At 40.7% G+C, this 26,884-nt stretch carries 14 protein-coding genes; 6 read left to right on the top strand and 8 right to left on the bottom strand.

Going from position 1 to position 26,884, the window contains the following annotated elements:
- Positions 1-3: 3 nt before the first annotated feature.
- Positions 4-1,503: a hypothetical protein gene (locus GGR21_RS01410; protein ID WP_183305350.1), complete on the top strand. Its 1,500-nt coding sequence runs from the start codon at positions 4-6 to the stop codon at positions 1,501-1,503.
- Positions 1,504-1,557: 54 nt separating this feature from the next.
- Here GGR21_RS01410 and GGR21_RS01415 read toward each other — a convergent pair whose 3' ends face one another.
- Positions 1,558-5,574, bottom strand: a complete 4,017-nt coding sequence (locus GGR21_RS01415) for a hybrid sensor histidine kinase/response regulator transcription factor (RefSeq protein ID WP_183305351.1) — start codon at positions 5,572-5,574, stop codon at positions 1,558-1,560.
- A 218-nt stretch (positions 5,575-5,792) separates the two neighbouring features.
- Between GGR21_RS01415 and GGR21_RS01420 the strand changes: the two genes are divergently transcribed.
- The 5 genes from GGR21_RS01420 to GGR21_RS01440 are packed head-to-tail and all read left to right on the top strand — an operon-like array spanning position 5,793 to position 14,445.
- Positions 5,793-7,835 (top strand): alpha-L-arabinofuranosidase C-terminal domain-containing protein, encoded by a 2,043-nt coding sequence (locus GGR21_RS01420; protein ID WP_246347959.1) that lies wholly within the window; start codon positions 5,793-5,795, stop codon positions 7,833-7,835.
- Positions 7,836-7,843: 8 nt separating this feature from the next.
- Positions 7,844-9,397, top strand: coding sequence for a sulfatase family protein (locus GGR21_RS01425; RefSeq protein WP_183305353.1), 1,554 nt, complete (start codon positions 7,844-7,846; stop codon positions 9,395-9,397).
- Between the two features lie 42 nt (positions 9,398-9,439).
- On the top strand, positions 9,440-10,570 hold the full coding sequence (locus GGR21_RS01430; protein WP_183305354.1) for a family 43 glycosylhydrolase: 1,131 nt from the start codon (positions 9,440-9,442) through the stop codon (positions 10,568-10,570).
- Positions 10,567-12,234, top strand: a complete 1,668-nt coding sequence (locus GGR21_RS01435) for an arylsulfatase (protein WP_183305355.1) — start codon at positions 10,567-10,569, stop codon at positions 12,232-12,234. The genes GGR21_RS01430 and GGR21_RS01435 overlap by 4 nt, the downstream gene beginning before the upstream one ends.
- A 6-nt stretch (positions 12,235-12,240) precedes the next feature.
- Positions 12,241-14,445: a glycoside hydrolase family 2 protein gene (locus tag GGR21_RS01440; RefSeq protein WP_183305356.1), complete on the top strand. Its 2,205-nt coding sequence runs from the start codon at positions 12,241-12,243 to the stop codon at positions 14,443-14,445.
- 117 nt (positions 14,446-14,562) lie between these two features.
- On the opposite strand, the gene GGR21_RS01445 is transcribed toward GGR21_RS01440, so the two are convergent.
- The 7 genes from GGR21_RS01445 to GGR21_RS01470 all read right to left on the bottom strand — a co-directional run bounded on the left by GGR21_RS01445 (position 14,563) and on the right by GGR21_RS01470 (position 26,769).
- On the bottom strand, positions 14,563-16,893 hold the full coding sequence (locus GGR21_RS01445) for a glycoside hydrolase family 20 protein (RefSeq protein ID WP_183305357.1): 2,331 nt from the start codon (positions 16,891-16,893) through the stop codon (positions 14,563-14,565).
- A 99-nt stretch (positions 16,894-16,992) separates the two neighbouring features.
- Entirely contained in the window at positions 16,993-17,118 is a 126-nt protein-coding gene (locus GGR21_RS20955) for a hypothetical protein (RefSeq protein WP_262890036.1), read from the bottom strand.
- A gap of 112 nt (positions 17,119-17,230) precedes the next feature.
- On the bottom strand, positions 17,231-18,967 hold the full coding sequence (locus GGR21_RS01450) for a fimbrillin family protein (RefSeq protein WP_183305358.1): 1,737 nt from the start codon (positions 18,965-18,967) through the stop codon (positions 17,231-17,233).
- Positions 18,968-18,988: 21 nt separating this feature from the next.
- Complete coding sequence (locus GGR21_RS01455) at positions 18,989-20,392, bottom strand: aryl-sulfate sulfotransferase (RefSeq protein WP_183305359.1); 1,404 nt, start codon at positions 20,390-20,392, stop codon at positions 18,989-18,991.
- A 68-nt stretch (positions 20,393-20,460) separates the two neighbouring features.
- Positions 20,461-21,957 (bottom strand): toxin-antitoxin system protein, encoded by a 1,497-nt coding sequence (locus GGR21_RS01460; RefSeq protein ID WP_246347960.1) that lies wholly within the window; start codon positions 21,955-21,957, stop codon positions 20,461-20,463.
- A 39-nt stretch (positions 21,958-21,996) separates the two neighbouring features.
- Positions 21,997-23,652 (bottom strand): RagB/SusD family nutrient uptake outer membrane protein, encoded by a 1,656-nt coding sequence (locus GGR21_RS01465; protein WP_221232872.1) that lies wholly within the window; start codon positions 23,650-23,652, stop codon positions 21,997-21,999.
- A gap of 9 nt (positions 23,653-23,661) precedes the next feature.
- Positions 23,662-26,769: a SusC/RagA family TonB-linked outer membrane protein gene (locus GGR21_RS01470; protein ID WP_183305360.1), complete on the bottom strand. Its 3,108-nt coding sequence runs from the start codon at positions 26,767-26,769 to the stop codon at positions 23,662-23,664.
- Positions 26,770-26,884 lie beyond the last annotated feature (115 nt).

Consider the following 26,884-nt stretch of genomic DNA (forward strand, 5'->3'; position numbering starts at 1 on the left):
TATATGAAAAAAGTATTTTGTGTATTTGTTTCGTTTGCAGTCATACTTATGGCTTGCGACGGCAAAGAGGGGGAGTCAGGTCTGGTGGGATCTGAACCAACATCACCTACTGATGGATCAGCGGTAGTTATTGATTTTTCGGAATCGGGGCTACCCAGGTTGGACATCAAGAGGGGGTATGTACTCCGTCCTGCTATTGACCGCCTGAATACGCGTATAATGGATGAATTGAAAGCATTGCCGGATATGGGTATGCAGCTTGTAGCCATGCCAAAAGATCTCAATCAGTTTGATGAAAACTGGAAAACAAACCCTCGTGGCGATTATTTTCTCAGCTACCGTTCGATGGGGAATTCATATTTAGGTGGCGATGGGGAAAAGGAAGAATTCAGTAAAAATTCTGAAGGAGGAATAGATGTCAGTATTAATTCCAAATATCTTGAGCTTTGTCGTACAGCCCGTAACCTTGGGCTTCAATTGATCGTTCAATGTTCTGGTGTTCCCGTAGAGGGCAAAGAGGACGGCTCGGTCGAACACCTTTTTCCCTTAGACGACAGACGGTCATTTCACGGTAGTGCACGCTATTACCCTTTACCGGCTCCTGGTAATTACGAAGCCAATGCAAACGTGATTTTCGAATGGATGAAAAAATTGCATGATGAATTGGGCGGTGGCAATACTATCTATGCCGGAAATCAGGAACCATCCCATACTACAGGTTACTTCAATGGTACGCAAACCGATGCGGCAACTATTCAAAACTTGCAGGTATATCCCGCTATATGGAAACCTATAGCCATGAAGTTGCAAAATGGAGGGATGTTGAGTGCGGTATCACAGCTCAACGAGGTATATAGTCATTACGATCCTTCTGTTGAATCCATAGTATCAAAAGGAGTACCGATGGATTATTATTCTATCCAGAATTATAGAGCGCAGAACAATCGAACTATTCTTACTTCTGTTAAAAACGCCCTGGAGAAATATGGGTTATCAACATCCAAGAAAGTCCTTTTCAATCGATATGATTATGGGGAAATGCCGGGATTGACAACCAATGATTTGCGGTTTGGTACTGCTCCCGGGATTATAAAGTTTCTTGAATCGGAACTTGTACTTTGCGAGTATGCCGATATGGTATATGGATATTGTTTTTTTACAGGTGCCCAGAGTTACGAAATGATGAATTCGACCTTTACATTTCTCAATCGGATGCCGCAAATGCGTAAAAAGATATTGAATATTCCTGACGGTCTGAAATATATAGCATCGGCGGACGAGAATAAGGTGTCGGTTATAATCTGGAATCCCGGTGATAACGATTGTCTTTTCGACCTGGATGCATCCGGTGCAGGTAGTGGCACTGCAGAATTATCGATACTGAAAGGTTCAGAATCAGAGATTTCCCAATATAGTCCGGCGGGATGGGATCAGACATCTAAAAAAATATCGGGGATAGACATTAAAGGTAAAGAGTTTATACTTATAACTTTACAACTTTGATAGATTGCTGAAAAGCAAAGAAAAAGGACATCTCATTGAGATGTCCTTTTCTTTTTATTTTAACTGCTTGATGAAATCAGTAGGAGTTATGTTAAACTCTTTTTTAAAGCATTTGGTGAAATAGTTTGGATCAGTCATCCCCACAGCATAGGAAGCTTCGGAAACATTCATGCCATTTTGCAAATGAATCCTGGCTTCTTTCATCCTGATAGTCCTCATAAACTGGGTTATGGAGCATCCGGTCAACGATTTGAGTTTTGTATGCAATAGGCTTCTACTTACCTTCATGTGATTGATGATTTCGGTAACGCCAAACTCTTCGTCTTTAATGTTAACCATAATTAGGTCTACCAATTCTTTCATGAAAACCTCATCACGCGGACTGTTGGTGATTTGTGTGATATTCAATTTTTCGATTCGTTTGAAATATTCAATATTGCGTTTTCTGTTAGTACGTATGTTCTGAACTAATAACTCCAGATTTTGTGCATTGAAAGGTTTGGTGATATACGCGTCTGCTCCTTTCAAATATCCCTGGGTATGATCCGACTCATCTGTTTTTGCTGTCAACAAAATTACGGGGATATGGCTGGTATTCAAATCTTGTTTGATATGTTCTGTTAGTTCAAGACCATCCACACTTGGCATCATGATGTCCGTGATGATCAGGTCAGGTAATTGTTTTTTCAATAACTTGAATGCTTCAGCACCGTCGTAAGCCCGGAGAACCTCGTAATCTTTACTGAATATTTCAACTAGATAATCATTTATTTCTTTATTGTCTTCTACAATAAGGATACTTTCTCTGGTAGTAGCACTATCTCGTTTTGCAGATATTAACTGTTCCGGAATCAGCTCAACAGTCTCTTTCATGTGTAAATTATATTTCCGGATTTCTTCGGACGTAATATTCTCCAATGACCTTTCAGAAGGACTATACGCCGATTCTGAAACATTTAAATTGACAATAAATTCTGATCCGTTCCCAACCTCGCTCTCGACCCTAATATGACCTTTATGCATCTGAATAAGCGATTTTGTAAGCGATAATCCTACTCCAAAACCTTTTCTATGGTCTTTTTTCTCCACCTGGAAATAGCTATCGAAAATTTTGTCCTGTGCTTCCTTCGGAATTCCCCTGCCACTGTCTTTTACTGAGATTTCAATAAAGGTTTCCGATTCTTTCTTAATTAACTTGGCACTGAGTTTTACATAATCGCCTGGCTGGGTATATTTGAAAGCATTAGATAATAGATTATACATAATACGCTCCAGTTTGGACGGCGAAAACCAAACCTCTTCGTCAGTCTCTTCGAGGCTAACGATGAAATCAATTTCCTTGTCTTTGGAAACTATATCGAAGATATGAGATAATTCGTCCAGAAAATGGATAATATTCCCTTTCCGGACATTAATCTTCATCTGGTTCATTTCTATTTTACTGAAAGTGAGCAGTTCGTCGATAAGATAATGCATTCTGTTGGCATTATGGTAGATTACTTCTAATTTTTCACGGTAATTATTTCCGATTTGCCCTTGCTCTATGAGTCGTTGGAGTGGTGATAAGATCAATGTCAATGGAGTTTTTAAATCATGGGAAACATAAGTAAAGAAATTGATCTTCGACTGGTTTAGTTTTTCCATATTAACTCTTTGTTCATGCTCTGTTTTCAGCCTCATAAGAAGAATTAATCTGGCTTTAGTATATTTATAAGCTAAAAAAATAACACAAAGGACTAATATCGCATAAATCAGATATGCCCATGGGGAAAGCCACCATGGAGGAAGCACCTGAATCGCTAATGTTTTCTGTCCTTTTTCATCCCAGTTGATACCGTCACTGCTCGCTTTGATTCTTAGAGTGTAATTGCCGGCCGGTAGATTAGAAAAACGTACCTGATGCTGATTCCCTACGATTTGCCATTCTTTGTCTATACCTTCCAGTATCATGGCATATTGTGTCTTATCTTTATATTGATAGTTAAGTCCCGAATATTCGATGCGTATAGACTGAGCCTGCTTATGGGTGAGTACTATAGCGTCACTTTCGGAAATAGAGGCAGGTAGTAGCGCATCCGGATTACTCGGGGATAAAAAATTGTTATTGCTCCATATCTCTGTCAGCGCAATATTGAAATGAGGTTCTACCGGATGTACCTGATCGGGATAAAATGAAATCATTCCGTTTATTGTTCCAAAAAATAGTTCACCGTCAGGTGTTTTACAAACTGAGGAGTAGTTGAACTGATTGGTTGGTAAGCCATCGGCTATGGTATACCTGTTGATCAGGCCGCTTTTTGTTTGGATATTGCATAAGCCATTATCTGTCCCTATCCAGATAGAGTTTTGATTATCTTCTATAATACCCTTTATAGCATTAGACCCTAATTCCGTTTTAGAATAGCTCTTTAGCTTTTCACCATTCTTATTCAATACAAACAGCCCATCATTATTGGTTCCCATCCAAATATTTTCCTTTGAATCTATATAAAGATAGGTTACATATAATTTATTGGATGAAAATTGCGGAAGAGGTGTCTCTTTTTCTGTTTGTTTATTTATTTGATGAACACCATTAACCCGATTTCCGGTCCATATAATGCTATCATTTAGATTGAGCATACAGAAAACAGGGAAAGATGATATTTTTTTTAACTGAAATCCACCATGTTGCCTTGTCAGGGTAAATAATCCGGTAGGGCCTCCATACCATATTTTACCTGTTTCGTCTTCAATAACACAAAATCCGGATGAGTTTTCGCCGGCTCCACTATTGAACGAGAGTGTTTTATTCTCTTTAGGCATGTAATATTTCATTCCTCTAAGAAATAAACCAATCCATAGGTTTTGATGACTATCAATTAACAAAGAATGGATGTTTCGGTTTTTTATATCCATTTGCTTTTGGATTTGCTCCGATCGTGTGATCTCCCGATGGGCATTCAAATAATTTAGTCCTCCATCCTCGGTAGCGACGTAGAGGCCATTGTTTGGTGCATTGATAATTTGACGTACAGCTTTGCCGCTAATATGATTAAGTGAATTGCCATAAGGATAAATCCGGAATTGATCCGAATTATATATAAAATAATTTACTCCTCCAAAATAGGTTCCCACCCACATATTATGATTCGAATCTTTGAAAAGGCTATAAATCGGAGAGTCGTTCAGATTACTTAAATCGCTTTCAGATTGCTTATAATTTGCAATTAGCCGGAAAGTTTGGTCATAAACAAAAATACCATTCTCGGAGCCTACCCAAATATTATTTAAACAATCAGTCGTTACACATCTGAATTGTCTGATTTCTTCAATTGAAGTAAGAGTATATAATGAATTATTATTGATATTATAGACAAATACTTCCTGAGAAGTAGTGAATAACAACTGGTTATTAGGCAGAAGAGCCAGATTGATACATGTGCTGAGAAAAGGTTTTATAATTGAAGATAAAGGTTCAAATTGTTCTTTCTTAAGATTATAGCGTTTTAATTCTTTATTCGTATTGATCCATAAAATGCCATTTGAGTCTTCTATCAATCCCCGTATATTTTCACCTTTACTATCACATAATAAAAACGGAATGAAACGATCGTTTTTTTCGTCATATTGAAAAATACCATTGCTGCATCCGGCCAGGAATTTATTATTAGAAGTATTTAGAAGGAGAACATTATTCTTATTATTACCTTCAATATGGTAGCGTGTAAATTGTTCATTTTGGGTGTTGTATTTACAGACTCCTTGTTCGGTGGAAATCCAGAGAGTATTTCTGTAAGAATCATTATATAATCTGGTAATAAAATCGTGGCTAATAGAGGTAGAATCATTCTCTTCATGTACATATTTCGTGATGTTATACCCATCATACCTGCACAGGCCATTCCTGGTGCCAAACCACATAAACCCTTTACAATCCTGAGATATGGCGTTTACAGTGCTATGTGCAAGCCCTTCTGTAATGCTTAGTTGTTTAAATCGGATGTTACTATATTGAATTTTCCCTTCAATGAAGACAGGACAGAGTAGAGAAAAAAGGCATAAGATTACTGATATATATTTTTTGTGCATGATATTTTCCGTGTATAATTGTATTCCTCTTTTAATAATCGAAGATAAGATTTTTTAGCAGGGTATTATAGTACAAATGTATATTCTATTAGTAATTATGTGCATGAATGTGATTTTATGAACCTGTTAAATACATGATTGCTAACATTGAAGCAGAATTTACGAATACCGACAGATTGAAAACCTTAAATTTGTATTATAAATCAAAAGATAAAACTATGAAAACAGGTTTATGTGGAATAATATTATGTTGCCTGTGTTATTTTGTTTCAGCGCAGCCATTAACAGGGCAAATAAATAATACTTATGACGGTGTTCTGCGTATCGACAAACAAAAAACAACCAAAGTGAGTCCCGTAAAATACGGATTTCATTACGAAGAAATCGGGATGATGGGAGAAGGTGCCTTGCACGCAGAGTTAATCAGAAACCGTTCATTCGAAGAAGCAACTCCTCCCGCTGATTTGGCTGTTAAAAATGAACTGTATCAGGATGTGCCCAATCCGCGGGGAAAAAATAAAGAGGTATTCCATGTAGATCCTCTTATCGGATGGACAGCATACCCCTTGTCTTATTCCCCTGTTTTTATCAGTCGTACCGCCGAAAATCCATTGAATAAAGATACTAAATATTCCATGTTAGTCAATGTGACCGCCGATATTGTGAGCAATCCAGAAGCGATGATCCTGAATCGGGGATATTATGGGATGAATCTGAAAAAGGATTTATATTATAATCTTTCTCTGTATGTAAAAAGCCTGAATTATAGTGCTTCTTTACAAATAATGCTGGTAGACGAACAGGGGAAACCGGTCAGCGCACCCATTGTTTTGGATGCGAAGGATAAAGAGTGGGTGAAAATGAGTGGAACATTGAAGCCGGATCGGAATGTGAAACGGGGTATGCTGGCTATTAGACCTTTGGCTGTCGGGAAGTTTCAACTGGATGTTGTCTCTTTGTTCCCTTCTGATACTTGGGATAGCGGGAGATCTATTTTCCGTGCTGATATTGTACAAAACCTGAAGGAGTATGCTCCTGATTTTATTCGCTTTCCCGGAGGATGCATCGTACATGGAGTCAATGAGGCTACAATGTATCACTGGAAAAAGACAATAGGGCCAACTGAAAACCGGCCAGGTCAATGGAGTAAATGGGCGCCTTATTACCGGACAGACGGAATCGGCTATCATGAGTTTTACGAACTGTGCGAATATGTGGGAGCTGATGCAATGTATGTAACTCCTACCGGAATGGTTTGTACTGGTTGGGTTCGAGAAAAGTCTTTCTGGAATTTTATACAACCGGAAGTCAATTTAGATGCTTATATTCAGGATGCTTTGGATGCGATTGAATATGCAATTGGTCCTGTAACATCTAAATGGGGTGCCTTACGTGCTCAGAATGGGCATCCTAAGGCCTTCCCACTGAAGTACATCGAAATAGGAAATGAGGATTTCGGCCCTGTTTATTGGGAGCGTTATGAGAAAATTTATCAGGCATTGCATAAACAGTATCCCGACTTGATTTATATAGCCAACAGCATCATAGGTAAAGAGAATACTGATAAGCGTATTGATATTGCCAAATTTGTAAATCCTAAAAACGTGAAAGTATTCGACGAACATCATTATCAGCCGGTTGAATGGGCGTGTAAACAGCATTATCGCTTCGATGAATATGAACGGGGTGTGGCTGATTTATTTATCGGGGAATTAGGTATTGACGGAAAATATCCTTCTAACTTGTTAGCCAGCGGTGCGGTGCGGATGTCGCTGGAACGCAATGGAGATATGAACCCTTTATTGGCAGAACGGCCTGTAATGCGTCATTGGGATTTCATGGAGCATCGTAATATGCAGCCGATGTTGATAAATGGTGTGGATTGCAGTATAAAGACACCTTTTTATTACCTGTCGAAAATGTTTAGAGATAACACCTTTGATGTTTGTTTGGATGCAAGTATTCAGGGAATGAGAGGATTGCAGGACGTATTTGTTACTTTAGGCTATGACAGTAAGAGCAGGGAATATATATTGAAATTGGTGAATTTAAAGAAAAAAGAAGTTAAGCTGCGGACGGAAATGAAAGGATTCGGGAAAAGCATGCAAGCACAAAAAAACATATTGAGTTTAGAGACAGACAAAAACAATACACCGGAAACACCGGATGTGGTAAGGCCTGTTCAATCAACTGTCTCTCTGAACTTGAACCAAGATATTACAATAGAAGCTTCTTCGATGGTGGTATACCGTTTTAAATAAATACAGATATGAAAAATACGGCTTTAAGTATTACAGGATTAGCGCTACAGGGTTTGTGTATACCATTGGCGGCACAAACTGAAAAACCGAATATTGTAGTAATTATGACTGATCAGCAGCGCGCTGATTTGTGTGGCAGGGAAGGTTTTCCTTTGGAAGTAACGCCTTTTGTAGATCGATTAGCTAAAGAAGGAGTATGGTTCGATAAAGCTTATACGGTAGCCCCGGCCAGTTCTCCGGCTCGTTGTTCCATGCTCACCGGGCGTTTCCCTTCGGCTACTCATGTACGCACAAATCATAATGTCCCCGATGTCTACTTCGAGAAGGATTTAGCGGGTGTTCTAAAAGAAAATGGATATAAAACAGCCCTTGTTGGTAAAAATCATTCTTATCTGAAACCTGGAAACTTGGATTTCTGGTCTGAATATGGTCATTGGGGAAAGAATAAAAAGATAACTCCTGCAGATAAAGAAACTGCCCGCTTTCTCAATCAGGAAGCTAGAGGGCAATGGCTGGAGCCTTCTCCGATACCTTTAGAAGAACAATTGCCAACAAAAATTGTAGATGAAACATTAGCATGGATCGAAACTCAGAAAGACAATCCATTCTTCGTGTGGGTATCTTTTCCGGAGCCTCATAACCCCTATCAGGTTTGCGAGCCTTATTATTCCATGTTTTCACCGGATAAACTGCCTGTTCTGAAAACATCCCGTAAAGACTTGGATAAAAAAGGGGAAAAATACCGTATTCTGGCAGAGCTGGAAGATGCTTCCTGCCCCAATCTCGAGAAAGACTTACCCAGAATTCGTGCTAACTACATTGGAATGGTTCGTCTGATAGACGATCAGGTAAAAAGATTGGTTGAATCATTGAAAGCAAATGGACAATTTGAAAATACTGTATTTGTAATCTTGTCGGATCATGGTGACTATTGGGGAGAGTACGGGCTGATCCGTAAAGGAGCCGGACTTTCAGAAAGCCTGAGTCGTATTCCAATGGTGTGGACGGGTTATCAGATAAAAAATCAGTCTGCTCCCTTGGATAGCCATGTATCGATTGCAGACATTTTACCTACATTCTGTTCTGCTATTGGTGCTGAAATTCCGGCGGGAGTTCAGGGGCGAAGCTTATGGCCTATGCTGACAGGAAAAGCATATCCTAAAGATGAATTTTCCAGTATTGTTGTGCAACAGGGTTTTGGCGGAGCGAATGTCGGGTTGGATTCATCCCTGACCTTCGAACAGGAAGGCGCATTGACTCCGGGGAAAATAGCACATTTTGATGAATTGAACACATGGACTCAAAGCGGTACATCGCGGATGATAAGAAAAGACGATTGGAAACTGGTTATGGATAACTATGGTAACGGAGAACTGTATAACCTGAAAAAAGATCCGGCGGAAATAAATAATTTATTCGGTATAAAAGAATATAACGCTGTTCAGACAGAGCTTCTGGCAAAAATGCTGACATGGGAATTACGTCTGCAAGATCCATTGCCACTTCCACGGAAGCGTTATCATTTCAAGCAAAACCCATATAACTATCTACATACAGAATAATAGTAAACCAAAAGAATATACAGATATTAAATACTATAACATATGAAACTCTTTGTACGACTAGGATTTATTTTATTGACAGGACTTTTATCAGCTTGTTCAGCATCGTCACAATCATACGGTACGGCCGATACAAAAGCTCCCGAATTACGTGTTCCGCAATTTGTAGAACCTGCATTCGATTATTGGATGAGGGATACCTGGGCTATTTTAGGACCGGATGATTATTATTATATCACAGGTAGTACTTCTACCCCCGCCCGGGAATTTCCGGGGCAGAAGCACTGTTGGGATTGGAACGATGGCTTGTATTTATGGCGTTCCAAAGACATGAAGTCGTGGGAGGCAATGGGGCAAATCTGGTCGATGGAAAAAGATGGGACATGGCAGAAAGAACCGAAAGTATATAAAGAGGGAGAGAAATACCAGAAGAAGTCACTTAATGACGATCCTTTGGATAACCGTTTCCATGCGGTGTGGGCTCCTGAACTGCATTATATAAAAAGTGCAAAAAACTGGTTTATTGTGGCTTGTCTGAACGAGTCGGCAGGAGGAAGGGGGTCTTTTATTTTACGGAGCACTACCGGAAAACCGGAAGGGCCTTATGAGAATATAGAAGGAAATAAAGATAAAGCCATCTATCCGAATATCGACGGTAGTTTGTTCGAAGATACAGATGGTACTGTGTATTTTGTAGGTCATAATCATTATATAGCACGGATGAAGTCAGATATGAGTGGTTTAGATGAAGAGATAGTAACATTGAAAGAGACTAAATTCGAGCCGGAACCATATTGTGAAGGAGCATTCATTTTCAAACATGATGACAAATATCATCTGGTACAGGCTATCTGGGCACATCGTACAGCAGAGGGAGATACATATGTAGAAAAAGAAGGGATTACTAATAAGAAAACACGCTATAGTTATGATTGTGTTATCGCTACTGCCGACAATGTATATGGCCCATATGGGGAGCGTTATAATGCGATCACAGGTGGAGGGCATAATAATTTATTTCAGGATAGGGATGGCAATTGGTGGGCGACTATGTTTTTCAATCCACGTGGAGCTCAAGCTGCCGAGTATGATGTTACATGTCGTCCGGGACTGATCCCTATGCTTTATGAAAGTGGTAAGTTTAAACCTAATCATAATTACAGGGCACAATGAAGATACCATTATTAATCACCGGTGGGCTGGCTATAGGAGCAATGTCTTTTGCTCAGCAGAAGCCTAATATTATAGTTATATTAGCCGATGATATAGGTTTTTCCGACCTGGGTTGTTTTGGAGGAGAGATACAGACACCTGTTCTCGACAAAATGGCGGAACAAGGAGTCAGGATGACTCAAATGTATAATAGTGCACGTAGTTGTCCGTCACGAGCTAATCTGCTAACGGGACTTTATCCGCATCAGACGGGTTTAGGACATATGGATGCTATTCGTCCTGCATGGCCGAAAGGATATGCAGGTTTCCGCTCCAACTCAGATAATGTCACCATTGCCGAGGTACTGAAAGAAGCCGGATACTTTACCGCAATGTCTGGTAAATGGCATTTGGGAAAAACAACTGATCCGATAGATCGTGGTTTTCAGGAATATTATGGTTTGCTGGGTGGTTTCGACTCCTTCTGGAACCCTAAAGTGTACACCCGCTTACCGGAAGACCGGACACTGCGCCAATATAAAGAAGGCGAATTTTATGCTACGAACGTAATAACCGATTATGCAATAGATTTTATTAATCAGGCACATCAGGAAGAAAAGCCTTTATTCATGTATCTGGCTTATAATGCCCCTCACTTTCCATTACATGCTCCGAAAGAAGTGACTGATAAATATATGAAAACCTATTTGCAGGGATGGGACAAAATTCGGGATCAACGTTGGAAACGGATCCTAGATATGAAGCTTCTGCAAGGAAAGCCACAACTAAGTCCGCGAGGGGTTGTTCCCGAAAGTTTGTTTGAAGATGAAACCCATCCACTACCGGTATGGAGTTCACTTTCCAAAGAGCAACAAGTTGATTTAGCTCGCCGGATGGCTATTTATGCAGCAATGATAGATATTATGGATAGCAATATCGGGCGGATAATGGAAACATTGCAAAAGAATGGAGAGTTGGATAATACATTTATCATGTTCATGTCTGACAACGGGGCCTGTGCAGAATGGCATGAATTTGGTTTTGATAAACAAACAGGAACGGAATACCATACGCATACAGGCAAAGAACTAGACCAAATGGGGTTATCAGGTACTTATCATCATTATGGAACCGGTTGGGCAAATGTGTGCTGTACCCCATTCTCACTCTACAAACATTATGCGCATGAAGGAGGAATTTCTACTCCCTGCATTATTAGGTGGGGTAACCATATTAAATCTAAAGGAGGAATAGATCACCAACCGACACAATTCTCTGATATTATGTCGACTTGTATTGAACTAGCCGGAACGACATATCCGGATGAATACCAGGGTAGAAAAATTATACCTACACCGGGAAAATCAATTCTTCCTATAATACGTGGAGAAAATATGCCGGAACGCTATATTTACGCAGAACACGAAGGGAACCGGATGGTACGCAAAGGCGAATGGAAACTTGTTTCTGCAAATTTCAAAGGCGATGAATGGGAACTCTATAATATTAAAGAAGACCGCACAGAACAGTATAATTTGATAAAGATGTATCCCGGAATAGCGAAAGAGCTTGAAAATGCTTACTTCGAATGGGCGGATAAGAGTGATGTACTTTATTTTCCTAAGGTATGGAATACATATAACAAAGGACGTCGAAAAGATTTCAAAGAATATAAAGCAAAATAAGAAGTAATGAATAGAAAGTATTTAATAGCCTTATTAATCAGTATTACAGCATATACCTTAGTTAATGCGACAAATACTAAAGAAGAAAAAATTAAGACAGTTTGGGGCGAAAAAGTCACAGCAAATAATGTGTGGCAGAGCTATCCCCGTCCACAATTACAGCGGTCGCAATGGATGAATCTGAATGGTTTCTGGAATTTTTCGGTCACTGATCAGGAGACTCTAAAAGAACAGGTAAAATTTGAAGAAAGAATACTTGTCCCGTTTGCAATAGAATCTTCATTGTCGGGTGTACAACGTAGTTTTCTCCCTACCGAAAAGTTGTGGTATCGACGTGAATTTACTCTGAACGAAAAATGGAAAGATAGGAATGTAATCCTGCATTTTGGTGCTGTCGATTATGAGTGTCAGATATGGGTAAATAACAAATTAGCCGGCAGTCATAAAGGTGGGAATAATCCTTTCTTCTTTGATGTAACCAGATATTTGAAAAAAAGCGGTCCACAGGTTATAGAAGTTGCAGTTATTGATCCTACAGATACAGAATCTATATCGCGAGGAAAACAACAATTAGACCAAAAAGGAATCTGGTATACACCAGTATCCGGTATTTGGCAAACAGTGTGGCTCGAGGCAGTAAATCCGATACATATTCTTCAGGTTCTTCCCACAGCTGATATCAATAAAAAGACGATTAGCTTGGATATAAATGTGGCTGAAGCAAAAGGAAGAGAGACCATTAAAATAGAAATACTGGATGAAGGTAAAGTCGTAAATACAACAGAGCAAAAATTAACATCGAAGATAGAATTAGAGGTTCCTAATGCTATTCTCTGGTCACCAGATTCTCCAAAGCTTTATGATCTGAATATTGAGTTACTTAGTAATGGGAAACTGGTAGATCAGGTGAAAAGCTACTTTGCTTTGCGTGAAGTTAGTATTAAAAAAGATGAATGTGGTTATCAACGCATTTGCCTGAATGGAGAACCTATATTCCAATATGGAACGTTAGATCAGGGCTGGTGGCCAGATGGATTGCTGACACCTCCATCGGAGGAGGCTATGCTTTGGGATATGGTGCAATTGAAGGAGATGGGATTCAATACCATTCGCAAGCATATCAAAGTAGAACCCGAGCAATATTACTATTATGCCGATTCACTGGGGTTAATGATGTGGCAAGATATGGTTTCAGGCTTCTCTACAGAAAGGAAAGATGAAGAACACATCAAACCGAATGCACAGGCTGATTGGAATGCACCTGCTTCGCATACTGATCAATGGCAGCAGGAAATGTTTGAAATGATCGACCGTTTGCGTTTCTATTCGTGTATTACCTCATGGGTCGTTTTCAACGAGGGATGGGGGCAACACAATACAGTAGAGATTGTAAAAAAGGTAATGGATTATGATAAAAGCCGCATCATCGACGGAGTGACCGGATGGACAGATAGAGGTGTAGGACATATGTATGATGTTCATAACTATCCGGTAACTTCTATGATTCTTCCGGCCCATAATGGAAATCGTATTTCTGTTTTGGGAGAATTTGGAGGATATGGTTGGGCAATTCAGGATCACTTATGGAACCCGAATATGAGGAACTGGGGATACAAAAATATTGATGGAGCAATGGCTTTAATGGATAGTTATGGAAGATTGATATATGATTTGGAAACTTTAATAGCTCAAGGCCTTAGCGCCGCAATCTACACTCAAACGACAGATGTCGAGGGAGAGGTGAATGGCCTGATCACTTATGACCGTAAGATTGTAAAAATACCAACAAGCCTACTGCACATTTTACATGACCGTTTATATCGGGTGAAGCCGGCCAAGGCTGTGTCTTTGATAGCTGATGCACGCGATGAAACGAAGAATACTCGTCTGGTTGGATTAAATGGTAAAGAACTAAAGAATATATCACTTCCTTATTCCACAAAACCAGATTCAAATGTAGTGTCAGAAACAGCCTTTTCTATAGAGAATCCTTTCGAGCACTTATCCTTATGGTTAAATGTTGCAGGTAAAGCTCAGGTATGGCTGAATGGAGTCAAGGTCTTCGAACAGGAAGTAAAACAGACGAGGCATTATAGCCAGTTTAACATCAGTGATTATGTCCATTTATTAAGAAATGGGAATAATATATTTAGAATAGAGGTAACTGATACAGGCAAAATGAACTTCGATTATGGGTTAAAGGCTTATTAGACGATAGCCTGGCATGTTGCCTGTAAAAATAGATTAAGGCATCTCATACTTGAGATGCCTTATTTCTTATCCTTGTTCAGGTTCTTAGAAATACTGGAGAGCAAAACCAGTATACTGTCAATTTACCTCAATTTCGTCTACAAATAATAATCCGGGAACTCCGCTACCGTCGTGCCAGGACGGAATAATAGTACTGGATAATGAGACTTTTACATAGCGGACTTTTACAGGAGAAAATCCAACTCCAATTGCTACTCTTTCAATAGGGGTATTCTTGGTTGGTTTATCAACGTTTTTCTCTGCTAAAAGATTATAATTCTTACCATCGGCCGAGCCTGATACCTTTATTCCCGATGCTGCAAAGATCCAGTTCGGTGTGTCACTCAGTGTTCCTGCCTTTACAGAAGAGATTTCTTTTTCTTCGCCTAAGTCTATTATTGCAGCCAGTCCTGTTTTTCCGCTAAAACCAACCCAGTTGCCATCAACATAAGATGCTGCTCCATATTTGCAATCTACCAGTCCCGGGGCTCCGTTAAAAGTGTATTTAGGATTGGTCGGTACCAGTAATTCTATTGGTTTATATGTAGCCTTGTTGAATCCCGATTTATACTCAAATATACTGCTTGTTGTATCGGGATGCACGGCAACAGCCTTCAATATACCGGCAGAAGTTATTTTGATGGGAGATGTATACGGCATACTTTCTTTAGTCGGGGTTGTCCCGTCTGTTGTGTAATATATCTGCCCTTTGCCGACAGTATAAAGGCTCAGTAAAGTTCCCGATTTATCTTCCGATGGATTTACGTCAGAAGTGATGCCATATAAATGTTTCGCAAAATTACAGCCTTTCTTCTTATATATCCCGAGCATATTATCCATACGGATAAGGAACGACCGATAGTCTTTATTTTCCGGTAATACCCATTGTATTTCAGACAGGGCCGCTAAACGTGGCAGCAGCATATATTCGGCATGCGCAGGAGTTTCTATATACTCGGTCCATAGATTACCCTGTGGACCAATAATATATCTGGCCTCTTCTTTGGTCAGTTCGCTTGGAATCGGTTCATAATCATATACTTTGCGTACAGGGAGATATTCTCCGATAGACAGGGGTTCTTTACTCAGATCTTCTCCCTGGTTATAATCTAAGTACAAATTGTAATGTGGCACCATTATCACTTTATGCTGTTTCTTTGCTGCGGCGATACCTCCTTCTGTTCCGCGCCAGGACATGATAATCGCACTTGGCTCTACACTGGCATCAAGTATCTCGTCCCAGCCGATAATTTCCCGGCCTTTTTCTTTCAGTATCTTTTCGACGCGGGATACCACGTAGCCTTGTAGCTTTGTTTCAGCAGAATGTTCACTATCGGCTTTCAACCCAAGTTTATGAATCATCGACTGGCATTTCGGACATTCTTTCCATTGTGTTTTCGGACATTCGTCTCCGCCGATATGTATGTATTGGGACGGGAACAATTCAGCGATCTCGGTGAACACTCCTTCCAGAAATTCGTAAGTTTTTTCATTTCCCGCACAGAGAACATCTTCAAATACTCCCCATTTGGTTGCAACCTCATAAGGCCCGCCTGTACAGCCAAGTTCAGGATAGACTTTCAATGCAGCAAGCATATGCCCCGGCATATCGATTTCGGGAATTATTGTAATAAACCTGTCCTGAGCATATTTTACAATTTCTTTTATCTCATTCTGTGTATAATATCCTCCGTATGGCTTACCGTCAAACTTGTGCGGAGTGTCTTTCAGCAAATGTCCTACAAGGGTTTCTTTACGGATAGAACCGACCTCTGTCAACTCTGGATATTTTTTTATTTCTATGCGCCATCCCTGATCATCAGTCAGGTGCCAATGGAAATAGTTTATATTATGCAGAGCCAGCAGGTCAATATATTTTTTTATGAAATCGACAGGAAACATATGGCGTCCCACATCGAAATGCATACCCCGGTAACCGAAACGTGGATAATCTATAATGTCGGCAGCCGGAAAAATTACCAATTTATTATCTGAAGCTACAGGTATTGATTTTCTTAATGTCTGTATTCCATAGAATGTTCCCGCATCACTGGCTCCATTCACCAGTATCGAATTTTGTGTTACTGTCAATTGATATGCGTCCTTATTATCGTTTTGTAATCCGCTCTGCAACTTTATTACTTTACCTTGGGCGTCGGGTTTTACCGGTAACTGTACGGATGTGAAGTCTTTTATATAATCGGCCAAAAACCTGGCAGTCCTTTCCAGAGCTTCATCTCCGTTGGGGTAGCTAATTACGGTTTTCCCATCGAGTTCAAATGCGTCATCATCAGTGTATGAGATTTGCTGAGGCAATGGCACAATATTATAATCGGCCTGTATAACGGTTTTTTTACATGAGACAAATACAAAAGCAAATATAATGATGGTAAAAGGTAGTTTTTTCATTTCAGTTTTATTTATTTTTATTTATGTGAATCGGTCGTTCAGATTGTTAAAAGTTGACAAAGTTGACACATATTTCAGTTTTTAATTAGCCAATAGCTGTCAGCTTGTAGCCATTAGTTTTCTTGTCATCCTGAGGAACGAAGGATCTCCTTCCGGATGCTTCGCTTTGCTCAAGCATGACAAGTCGTAAAACCTGACAAACCTGACACTTTTGATTCTTTCCATTCTTCATTTAAATATTAGCATATCGGCATGTTATCACATTTGCTCATTGTTTATTCTATTGATAAAGTTCCTAAATAATAATGCAGTTTCAGATACTGATTCACATTATTTATTAATATTCTTTTACACAGCGCACCGACCGTCCTGCGGCTTTGCCACCGCCAAAACTAAGGTTGACAGATGTAAAGTCGAGGCGCAACGTTGTACCCGATTTCGCAGTATGATAGAATCCGGCGCTTCCGGCATAGGTTGTGCCACCTATAGCAGTCCTTTGCCCGGCAGCAGGGTAATATCCCAGAAGTGGAGTTTCTTCGAAATGCCATCCGCTACCCCATTTATTCTCGTCTTCAGGCAAGACTAAACCGTTCCATGGTGATTCGCCGTCACTACCGGTTGCTGCTACCCGCCATCCTTTCGGACACGGATCGAATGGTGTTTTAGTATTTTGTTCACCGTCCCAGCGGTCAAGTCCCAGGCTCCCCGTCTTTGTATACCAGTCGTTCTGACCGGAAGAAGAGGTTATGTAAGTATTAGGATAGATAATGGAATTTGCAAGATTGGTCTTTATCTCTGAGGTAACTTCTGCCATTTCCACATTGCCGCGTGTGGGGAAAGGATCTTTTCTACCCCATTGATAATACAATCCGAATGTACGGTCTCCACCAGCTTTAGGATTGCCTGTTGCTCCCAGGTTACGATCCATGAATGTGAGTCCGTTAAAATCATATGTAGTGCCATTCTCTTTTGATAAAGGATTGTAATCAGATACCCATAACTGCCAGCTCCAGCGGATAGTCTCACCTATCTTCAGAGCGATAACAGCATTTCCTTCTTTATCTGTTTTCGTTTTCACATGGATTATCGCATTTTCACCTGATCCGATGACTTCAATATCTTCGACAACCTCATAGGAGTCTTCCTGCCATACAGCCTGCGAACTTACTTCCCCACTCAGGTCGGGAGAGGTAGATAATAATAAGCTGTTTGTCTTCCATATCTTATAGGCTTTTTGTGCAGATATATAAATGTCTTCTCCGGGTTTTACCATAAAAGTATTCGGCAGGTCGGAAAGGTTATCTACCGTATAATTCACCGGAATGATATTCTCTTTGTTCTCTTCTACCCGGAACTGTTCCGGCAAATTATAGTTTATAGTCTTATCTCCGTCTTTTATGTCCAGTAAAAGTTTATTTCCGGCAAGGACCTGTTCGGGCAGATAGGCTATGAAACATCCGTTATCGAATGTCAGTGTTTGGTCGCTGTTGCTTTCGGAAGCTTTAAAGTCATCATCTTCTCCAAGTTTCGCAGGATAAAGTGTGCCGCCGCTTAATGCTCCTTTTAATGTCACCTGTACCGTGGATAAGATATCCATATCCGGTATCACGACTTTTACTAAAGTATTTTTGTTTTGTAAGGCCAATTTAACCTGAGTATTATCATTTCCTACATTTAAAACACGGCCAGTCATTATACAAGACACCGAGGATATCGATATTTCATTCGTTCCAGCCTGGCCTGTATATGGATAGTAAGCATATATATCCAATGGCATACCATCCTCGGATGTATAAATAATATCATCGGAACCCGCAGGGCTCCAGTTGCCATCTTCCTGATATATCCATTTAATATTTGTTTTGTAATTGCTATTGCCGGCTACCGACTGTGTATTCCGGTCTGACCTTTTTTCGACAAACAAACCGATAGCATCGCCTGCCTTAAAATTATAGGAGGACTCTATGCTGAGTTCGACTGCTTTGCTTTCAAAGCTATTGTTGTCATCATCGCTGCTGCATGCGCATAAAACAGCAATCAGGAAAGTGCAAGTGATTATTTTAAATTTATACATCTTGTTTTAAAGTTTTGAGGTTTAAAACTCTATTGACGGAATATATTCAACCCGGTAGAATATCTGGGGAGTGGAGATAGCCCTTAATACCTTAGCTTTAGGCTGGCTGTCGGTGAAAAGGATTAGCCGTGCTGTTCCCGAACCGAATATGAGCATATCGTCCCCGATCTTCTGCACATTGCTCCTGTTGGGTGAGCTGTACTCCTGTGGTAATTCGCTGTTGATGATGATGTCGGCAGAACCTTGCGATTCATTCACTTTATACATTATAGCCCTGGAACCTTCACTCTCATTACGGGCATTGTCTATTATCAATACTTCGTCAGGTGACTGCGGATTGGCGCAATGCATACCGTTAGCGTTCCCTTCCTCCGGAATGTTTACAGTTCCGTCTCTTCCTACACGGTATTTTACTTCATCCGATTTTGGATCTATTTTCCAAAGCTGGCTGATTGTATTGAAAGTCATATAGTAATTGCCTTCCGAATCGTAATTGATAGAATTGGCATGTAGCCAGTCCGATTTGCTTGACATGATTTTTGGATCATCGGCAGGATTCATTTCATCAAAGCAATCCCAGAGTTTTGTAATATTTCCTTCGATGTTCATAATCACATAACCATCGCCCTTTACCGTTTCATGCTCTGTACCTCCCTGTGATCTCAGGTCAAATTCACGGTCTACATAACTGACCATGATAATACTTCCGTCGGGCAAAGGGCGGCATTCATGGTGTATCTGCCTGTCGGCCAGTTCGGGTATTGCGGTCAGGTCTTTGGAAAGTATTGTGTTGCCGAACAGGTCAATAACCTTTACATATTGCCCGTTATAAGCGTATGTCTGGTCTGTTGGTCCTGTAAGCATATAAATACGGTTTGTCTTGGTATCGATATTGGCAACCAGAACACCTTCCTTCACCAGTTCGTACCATACCAGATTGCCTTTGGTATCCATCAGGTAGACCGAGCCTGGCGTATTCCTGTTGTATGAAAGAATATATCCGGGGAAAGCCTCTTGAATATCATCTATATACAAATCATGTTTCGGAATAGCTACGGGTGCAGCTTTGGTAGTAAATGTTTTCACTTCCGATTTTCTGTCACCGTCATAAACAATACAATATGAATATTCGGTTTCGGGTTTTAATATGATCAGGGTAGCTGATGAACTTGACGTACCTTCATAATTCTTGGTTGTCCTTTTGGTTGATTCATCTTTTGTTTCCCAGTATTCAATTTTATAAGAGGTAGCTTCCGTAAAACTGGTTTGCACTTCAGCCCTTAGCATATTAGATGAGGAGATAGAAGCACTGAAAGATTTTATCTCTGTATTCCCGGCAGGAAGTGTATCATCATTGTCGCTGCTACACGACATAACAGACAAGATGATAGCTGACAGGCAGAACAGTAATTTTATCTTTTTCATATGGATGAATTTTATAAACCAGAGTATCCCTGATTAATGAGGGGGATACTCTGACTTCAATTGTTATTTTAGTATGCGGTATATTCTAAATAGTCAAATTTAGCAGCATATTTCTTCGATATATCATTACCCGGCATCCATGCACGATTAGACTCCGCCGATGTAATGAACAGGAATTTAACAGTGTCGGGGCCGTATGCCGTATTCAGTGTGTATACTATTTCATCATTCAACAGCCAGACAATCATATATTTACCGCTGATATTCTTCAACTCTACCGACAATTTATAATCGGTATCCGGATCTAATACAGCTACATTTTTATCGACAGAAGGTATTTCTGAATATACACGCAGTAATAATTGTTTACCTGTAGCTCCCAGTCTTGTCCTTTCTGCATCAGGTCCATACCATCCGACCATCGTTATGGTGTGGTAACCTCCGGCCTCATTGGCTGTATACAGAGTGCCTCCCGACATAAATCTTTCGGCTCCTGCCAGTTCGGGGAATTGAACACCCCATGTGTATTTGCCAAAACCAACGGCTGTATTATATTCAATTTTTGAAGTAATACAATAACTATCGTTAGAGAGGTTCAGATATCCGTCTTTCACTCCGTAATATGCCGGGCCGTCTTCTCCGACACTTGTCCATGCTTTCCAGCCTGCAGGCATATTGCCATCGTCGAAATTCCATGTAACGGTTTCACCTTCCTCTGGTTCTGTTGGCGGATCTACAGGGTTTGTAGGATCTTCCGGAGTGATTGGCTCCATCGAGTAAGAGTAAGGTGTATATGTAACATAGTCCCATAATCCGTAATTATCTTTGTATGGCCATGTATCACCCACAAATTTGAGATTCTCGGTACTGCAAAATATATAGAACGGGTAATCTTCACCAAAAGACAATTGCTGGGCTGCACAAGCCACTCCATCGATGAGCCATGTGGCAAAATACTTTCCGCCTACAAGCTTCAGGTCTATCTGGAATATATGCCATGCATTTTTCTTGATCTTCACCCCCTGATGCAGCCACGGATTTGCCTGACTGGTCATATAAGCTATAACTTCATCTTCTGTGGCCTGTAGTGCTGTCCTTTCCTCTCCTGTGCCCGAGCCGATTTCAAAATCCAGTTCGTGCTCGTCGTCGTGCCATAGCCATGAACCGATACTTACACGCTCCACTTCTCCCAGATCGGAGATATAAGTCCTCCATGTGTAAAGCCCTGAACCGTATTGTTTCGAGGTTCTCACTTTTTTACGTTGCTGGCTATTGGCTTCGGTATATATCTTGAGTGCTTTGCCGTCTTCACAGTCCGCGTTGTTTTCTATCGATGTATGATCGGTTTCGCTGTCTTCACCCTGATTTGCGAGTTCCCATCCGTTAATATCTGCAAAATCCCATTTCGTCACTTTATCTTTCAGTAGTTCGCCTTCCTGGGGAGCCGTAACCCAGCTGTTGGGATCGTCTGAGAATCGGTCGTCTTTGCTGCTGTCATCGCATGCAGTTGTCATAAACAGGCAGCATGCTGCAATTGCCAGTGTATTTATCATATTTTTTTTCATTATGTTCTGTTATTAGATTAATTTGAGAAAACAAGACTATTATTCTTCTGCAAAATCCCGGTTATTCATCAAATCAGGGAATTTGCTGCTATACACTTTCGGTATAGGATAATAACGCCTCTTGTCGTATTTCTTCAGAGGACTGCTTGAGAATTTAGGGTATACCGACCATTCAGCGCTTAATGTGCCGGAGGCTACACCCATATTTTGTTCTTTCTTTTCCACTTTTGCTTTGATTGCATCCATATATTTATCCATACGGTCTTTCCATAGTCCCATACGGATCAGGTCAACACGGCGGATTCCTTCGTTATTCAGTTCAAACAATCGTTCGTCACAGATTGCACTGCGAAGTTCGTCTTTTGAAGAAAAATCACCGGTTGTATAATTATGGCCGCTGTTGCCAAACGCACGCTCCCTTATCTGGTTTATCAGTCCGACCGATTGCTGGTTGACATCATTCAACTCATTCAGGATTTCAGCTTTGCATAGCAGTACATCTGCATACCGGAGCAATGGAAGGTTATTCGGGGTATTATAGTTATAAGTGCCCGCCTTTTCGTAAAAATATTTGTCTGTATATGCCTGTGCCAGTTCCACAACAATAGGGCTGCTGGTCTCATCGTTAAGAGTTCCTGTTTCATTTATACTGGAAGGAACCTTATATAATTTGTCCGGATCATAAACATCGGTGTATTCTCCTACCATAAGCTTTGAGAAACGTTCGTCCGCAGGATCGAATTGCCAGTAAAGTTCGAGTGGAATACTGAAAATATCCCAGCCGTAATTATAGTACCATGGAGTAAAATACAGGGCAAGGTCTGAACTTCCCGAAGGGATGTCTTTACTGGAACGGACTGCAAAAATAATTTCGTTATTATACAAACTGGCATCACTTGTCGGATCAAACACATCCCATATAGTTGGCCGCAAAGAGTATTCACCTGTGCCAATCACATTATCGGCATAACTAAGGGCTGATCTCCAGTTCGATGTCGCATCCTGTCCCTGCTCACGCAGGTAGCCTGCCTTACGCATATATAGCCGCATAAGGTATCCGTATGCTGCCCCGATAGTCGGGCGGCTGCCATCCTTCATTTCCCTTGATGATGGTAAACCATTGAGGGAGATAAGTAGATCTTTCTCAATCTGGTTATCCAATTCCTCGACTGTGGCCAATACCGGATTGGATGCAGCATCATGAAATCCGTTGGTGATAAGCGGAACACGGTAGTAGATGTTCGTTAACTGGTAGTAAGCAAAAGCTCTCATAAAATGGGCCTCAGCCAGTAATTCCGCCTTTTTATTTCCCGAAAATTGACTGTCATCCATTAAGGTGATGTTGTCGATTGCTGAATTTGCACAACCTATCATCTGCCAGTTTCCGTTGTAAGCTCTTGCCACATCGACGTTTCCCGACAAATTGTTATCATTCATTATTTCATAGTCCAGCCCCGATTTGAAACAGGCATCAGTAGACATGTCGTTGAGGTAAAAAGTAGCAGGATGAGTCCCTGCATTCAGATAACGAAAGATGCCGTTTACACCTTCCTGGGCATTTTGTTCGGTTACATAGGCATTGTCTGTACCATATACAGAGGTAAGTTCTTCATCCAGGTTACATGAGGCAAAACCTCCTATAACCAGTACTTGAAGCAGGCAATATATTAGTTTTTTTGTCAATTTATTCATCATTTCTGTTTTTTAGAAAGTTACTTTTGCTCCAAAATTGAATGTACGGTAAGTAGGATATGAGTTCAGGTCGAGCCCCTGAGATATGGCGCTGCTACCGTTGGTGCTGGTATCAGGGTCAAATCCTTTGTAACCTGTTATAGTGAAAAGATTCTGAGCACCTACAAAAACCCTCATATTCTTTATGTAGTTACTTGTCTTTCCCCACTTCTTCAAAGGAAGAGTATAACCTAATTCTATATTCCTTAGTTTAAGATAGTCTGAGTTTTCCACAAAACGGGAATTTATATATGATCCGTATTGTATTTCAGAGTTCCGCTGATATCCTTTACGGGGTACTGTAGTCGATGCGTATCCGGTAGTGGTGTATGAATTACCGCTTTCATCGGTCATTACACGTCCTCCCTGTGTCCATCTTTGTTCAGAGTCTTTCAGCCGGTTATTATCTTCAAGATAGATGCGTGTAAGGTTCAGCATTTTTCCTCCCAGAGAAGCATCAAGGAAGAAAGAGAAATCAAAACCTTTGTATGTGAATGTATTACTAAGTCCCAACATCATACCCGGTGTGCCATGTCCCAGCACTTCACGGTCTTTATCGTCTATTATTCCATCCCCGTTAATATCCTTGAATTTAGGGTCTCCTGCTACCGAATTAGGTTGTGCACTATAAGTCTCACCCTGTTGTATAATGCCGTCGAATACATAGCCATATATCGCACTCAGTGGCTTGCCTTCCTGTAGGATAATATATTCCTTTTCATCATACGACCCGTGAGGTCTTATATATTGGAAGCGGGATTCTCCGTTATTAAGTTCTAATACACGGCTGCGGTTAGTAGAAAAATTAAATGATGAGCTCCAATTGAAATCCTTCGTACTGATATTTGTTGACTTAATAGCGATTTCGAACCCTCTGTTATCTATTTTACCGTCATTTACCATCATGGCAGTATATTCATATCTGCGACTGTTGGTATCTGTATAATTAGGGAATCCTCCGGATGGATGTATTGGTGTAGGATTTAATAAATCTTTTGTGCGTTTTATGTAAAAGTCCAGGCTGGCTTCGATCCTGCCATTCAGGAAAGTCAGATCTGTACCAATATTCCATTGCGCGGTTGTTTCCCATTTAAGGTCTGGATTGTATGGGTTCGACGGATACATTCCTTTGGAGGCATTGCTTCCCCCGATATACACATCGCGTACCGAATACTGGTATTGCGACAAGCCAAACCGGATTCCATCGTTACCGCTCAATCCATAACTTGTACGTAATTTAATCCTTGAGAAAACTGATTTTGAGAAATCCATGAAGGATTCGTCCCCTATATGCCAGGCTACAGATCCTGCAGGGAAATATCCCCAACGGTTATTTGCTCCGAATACGGATGAGCCATCTGTACGGAACGAAGCATTAAATATATATTTGTTATTCAGCACATATTCGGCACGTCCGAAGAAAGATGCTTTTCTTAAAGATGACTCGCCCGAACCGATCCAGTCGATATGCTCTGCGGCTCCCATATTCTTGAAAGAAAAAACATCAGATGCGAATCCATATGCTTGGACTTCGTCACTTTCTCCATTCTGAAAAATGTAAGATGCGCCACCGACAGCTTTTACATCGTGTATCTCTCCGAATTTCTGATGCCATGTTGCTACACCTTCTATCTGGTGTTTTGTTGTTTCCTCATGTCCAACAAAAGCCTGACCGTTGTAGGATTGCCCTGTTGTAGTGGAGCGGTCATAATATTTCTGGGTTTTCAGATTGTCGTAGCCATAAGTATATTGTCCGCGCATGGTTAATGAAGGCAATAAATCTACTTCAGCAAATACTGATGCATACATCGTATTGTATTTCTGGAAAAGCTGAGCGCCCTGCATTTCTTCGAATACTCCCGGACGACGGTCTTTTGTGCCGAAAACATCATATCCTTCTTTATCTTTCCATGGTTCCAGATTAAAAATACGGTACATGATATTTTTATCGGAAGAAACGGTTCCCATATCCAGGAACTTTTTCTTTGAATGCGCAAAGCTCATATTCGCCCCTGCACGTATGCTGTTACTGATTTTATAGTTGATATTGGTACGCCCGCCAAACCGTTCATAATCGGTGTTCAGCAATATACCCGGCTCGGTCATATAGTTTGCCGATGCAAATGCTGTGAGTTTGTCACTTCCTCCCGATACCGATAATTGATGAAGGTTGGTAGTTGCGTTGCGGGTGGTTTCTTCTACCCAGTCGGTTCCTTTTCCCCTGTATTTTGCCTGTTCGGCTGTCCATTTGCTACTGGTAGCCGTAGGGTCTTCCTCATAAAGACGGCGTGTCAAAGCTATTGTTTCCCCGGCATCCAGCAAATCCCATGGATTATACATCATTTTCACAGATCCGCTGTATGAATACTCAACGTTAAATTGTCCGGATTTACCTTTCTTTGTAGTAATAAGGATAACCCCATTCGCGCCCCTTGCTCCGTAAATGGCTGTAGTGGAGGCGTCTTTCAGAATTTCGATAGACTCGATATCATCAGGATTTATATGAGTCATATTATCTGTCTGAAAACCATCAACTACATACAACGGTTCGTTCTCTGCACTCACAGAAGATGCTCCTCGCACGCGGATAGATACACCCCCGCCCGGTTCCAGAGAATTCTGGCGAACCTGGACACCTGCTGCCCGGCCTTTAAGTAGTTGCGACATATTGCTGATAACACCTGCTTCTATATCGTCAGGTTTGAGGGAGGATATAGCGCCTGCCAGATCGCGCCGTTTGGTAACGCCGTAACCGACAACCACAACATCATCCATCATTACTTCATCCGATTGAAGTTTTACATTTAATACAGACGGCGTTGTTCCGGTCACATTTACTTCATAAGCGTTCATGCCAATATAAGAATAGGTCAGTGTCTGGCCGGCAGAGGCCTGGATCGTATATTTACCATCAACATCGGTCATCACACCTATGGTCGTCCCTTTCACAACAACCGATACCCCGATAAGAGGTTCTTCGTTTTTAGCGTCTGTGACTATTCCGCTTATTGTCTTCTGCTGGGCATATAAGCCGGAGCACAAAAACACAAGTGAAAATAAAAGAATTAAGATTTTTTTCATAATTAATTATTAGTTTAAAGATAACGTTTTGTTTAACTTTACATTTCCAAAGTATCCATCACTATCATACAATCACAAGGAGATATGCGTTTGCATGACAAACATATCTTTATTA

Origin of the sequence: Dysgonomonas hofstadii, from assembly GCF_014196915.1 — a bacterium.
GTDB classification, from domain to species: Bacteria; Bacteroidota; Bacteroidia; order Bacteroidales; family Dysgonomonadaceae; genus Dysgonomonas; species Dysgonomonas hofstadii.

Bases quoted from the DNA above. Each gene is read 5' to 3' on its own strand.
- GGR21_RS01430 (WP_183305354.1), top strand. From the start codon at position 9,440: ATGAAACTCTTTGTACGACTAGGATTTATTTTATTGACAGGACTTTTA.
- GGR21_RS01440 (WP_183305356.1), top strand. From the start codon at position 12,241: ATGAATAGAAAGTATTTAATAGCCTTATTAATCAGTATTACAGCATAT.
- GGR21_RS20955 (WP_262890036.1), bottom strand. From the start codon at position 17,118: ATGGAAAGAATCAAAAGTGTCAGGTTTGTCAGGTTTTACGACTTGTCA.
- GGR21_RS01435 (WP_183305355.1), top strand. From the start codon at position 10,567: ATGAAGATACCATTATTAATCACCGGTGGGCTGGCTATAGGAGCAATG.
- GGR21_RS01455 (WP_183305359.1), bottom strand. From the start codon at position 20,392: ATGAAAAAGATAAAATTACTGTTCTGCCTGTCAGCTATCATCTTGTCT.
- GGR21_RS01425 (WP_183305353.1), top strand. From the start codon at position 7,844: ATGAAAAATACGGCTTTAAGTATTACAGGATTAGCGCTACAGGGTTTG.
- GGR21_RS01410 (WP_183305350.1), top strand. From the start codon at position 4: ATGAAAAAAGTATTTTGTGTATTTGTTTCGTTTGCAGTCATACTTATG.
- GGR21_RS01465 (WP_221232872.1), bottom strand. From the start codon at position 23,652: ATGATGAATAAATTGACAAAAAAACTAATATATTGCCTGCTTCAAGTA.
- GGR21_RS01420 (WP_246347959.1), top strand. From the start codon at position 5,793: ATGAAAACAGGTTTATGTGGAATAATATTATGTTGCCTGTGTTATTTT.
- GGR21_RS01450 (WP_183305358.1), bottom strand. From the start codon at position 18,967: ATGTATAAATTTAAAATAATCACTTGCACTTTCCTGATTGCTGTTTTA.
- GGR21_RS01415 (WP_183305351.1), bottom strand. From the start codon at position 5,574: ATGCACAAAAAATATATATCAGTAATCTTATGCCTTTTTTCTCTACTC.
- GGR21_RS01470 (WP_183305360.1), bottom strand. From the start codon at position 26,769: ATGAAAAAAATCTTAATTCTTTTATTTTCACTTGTGTTTTTGTGCTCC.
- GGR21_RS01460 (WP_246347960.1), bottom strand. From the start codon at position 21,957: ATGAAAAAAAATATGATAAATACACTGGCAATTGCAGCATGCTGCCTG.
- GGR21_RS01445 (WP_183305357.1), bottom strand. From the start codon at position 16,893: ATGAAAAAACTACCTTTTACCATCATTATATTTGCTTTTGTATTTGTC.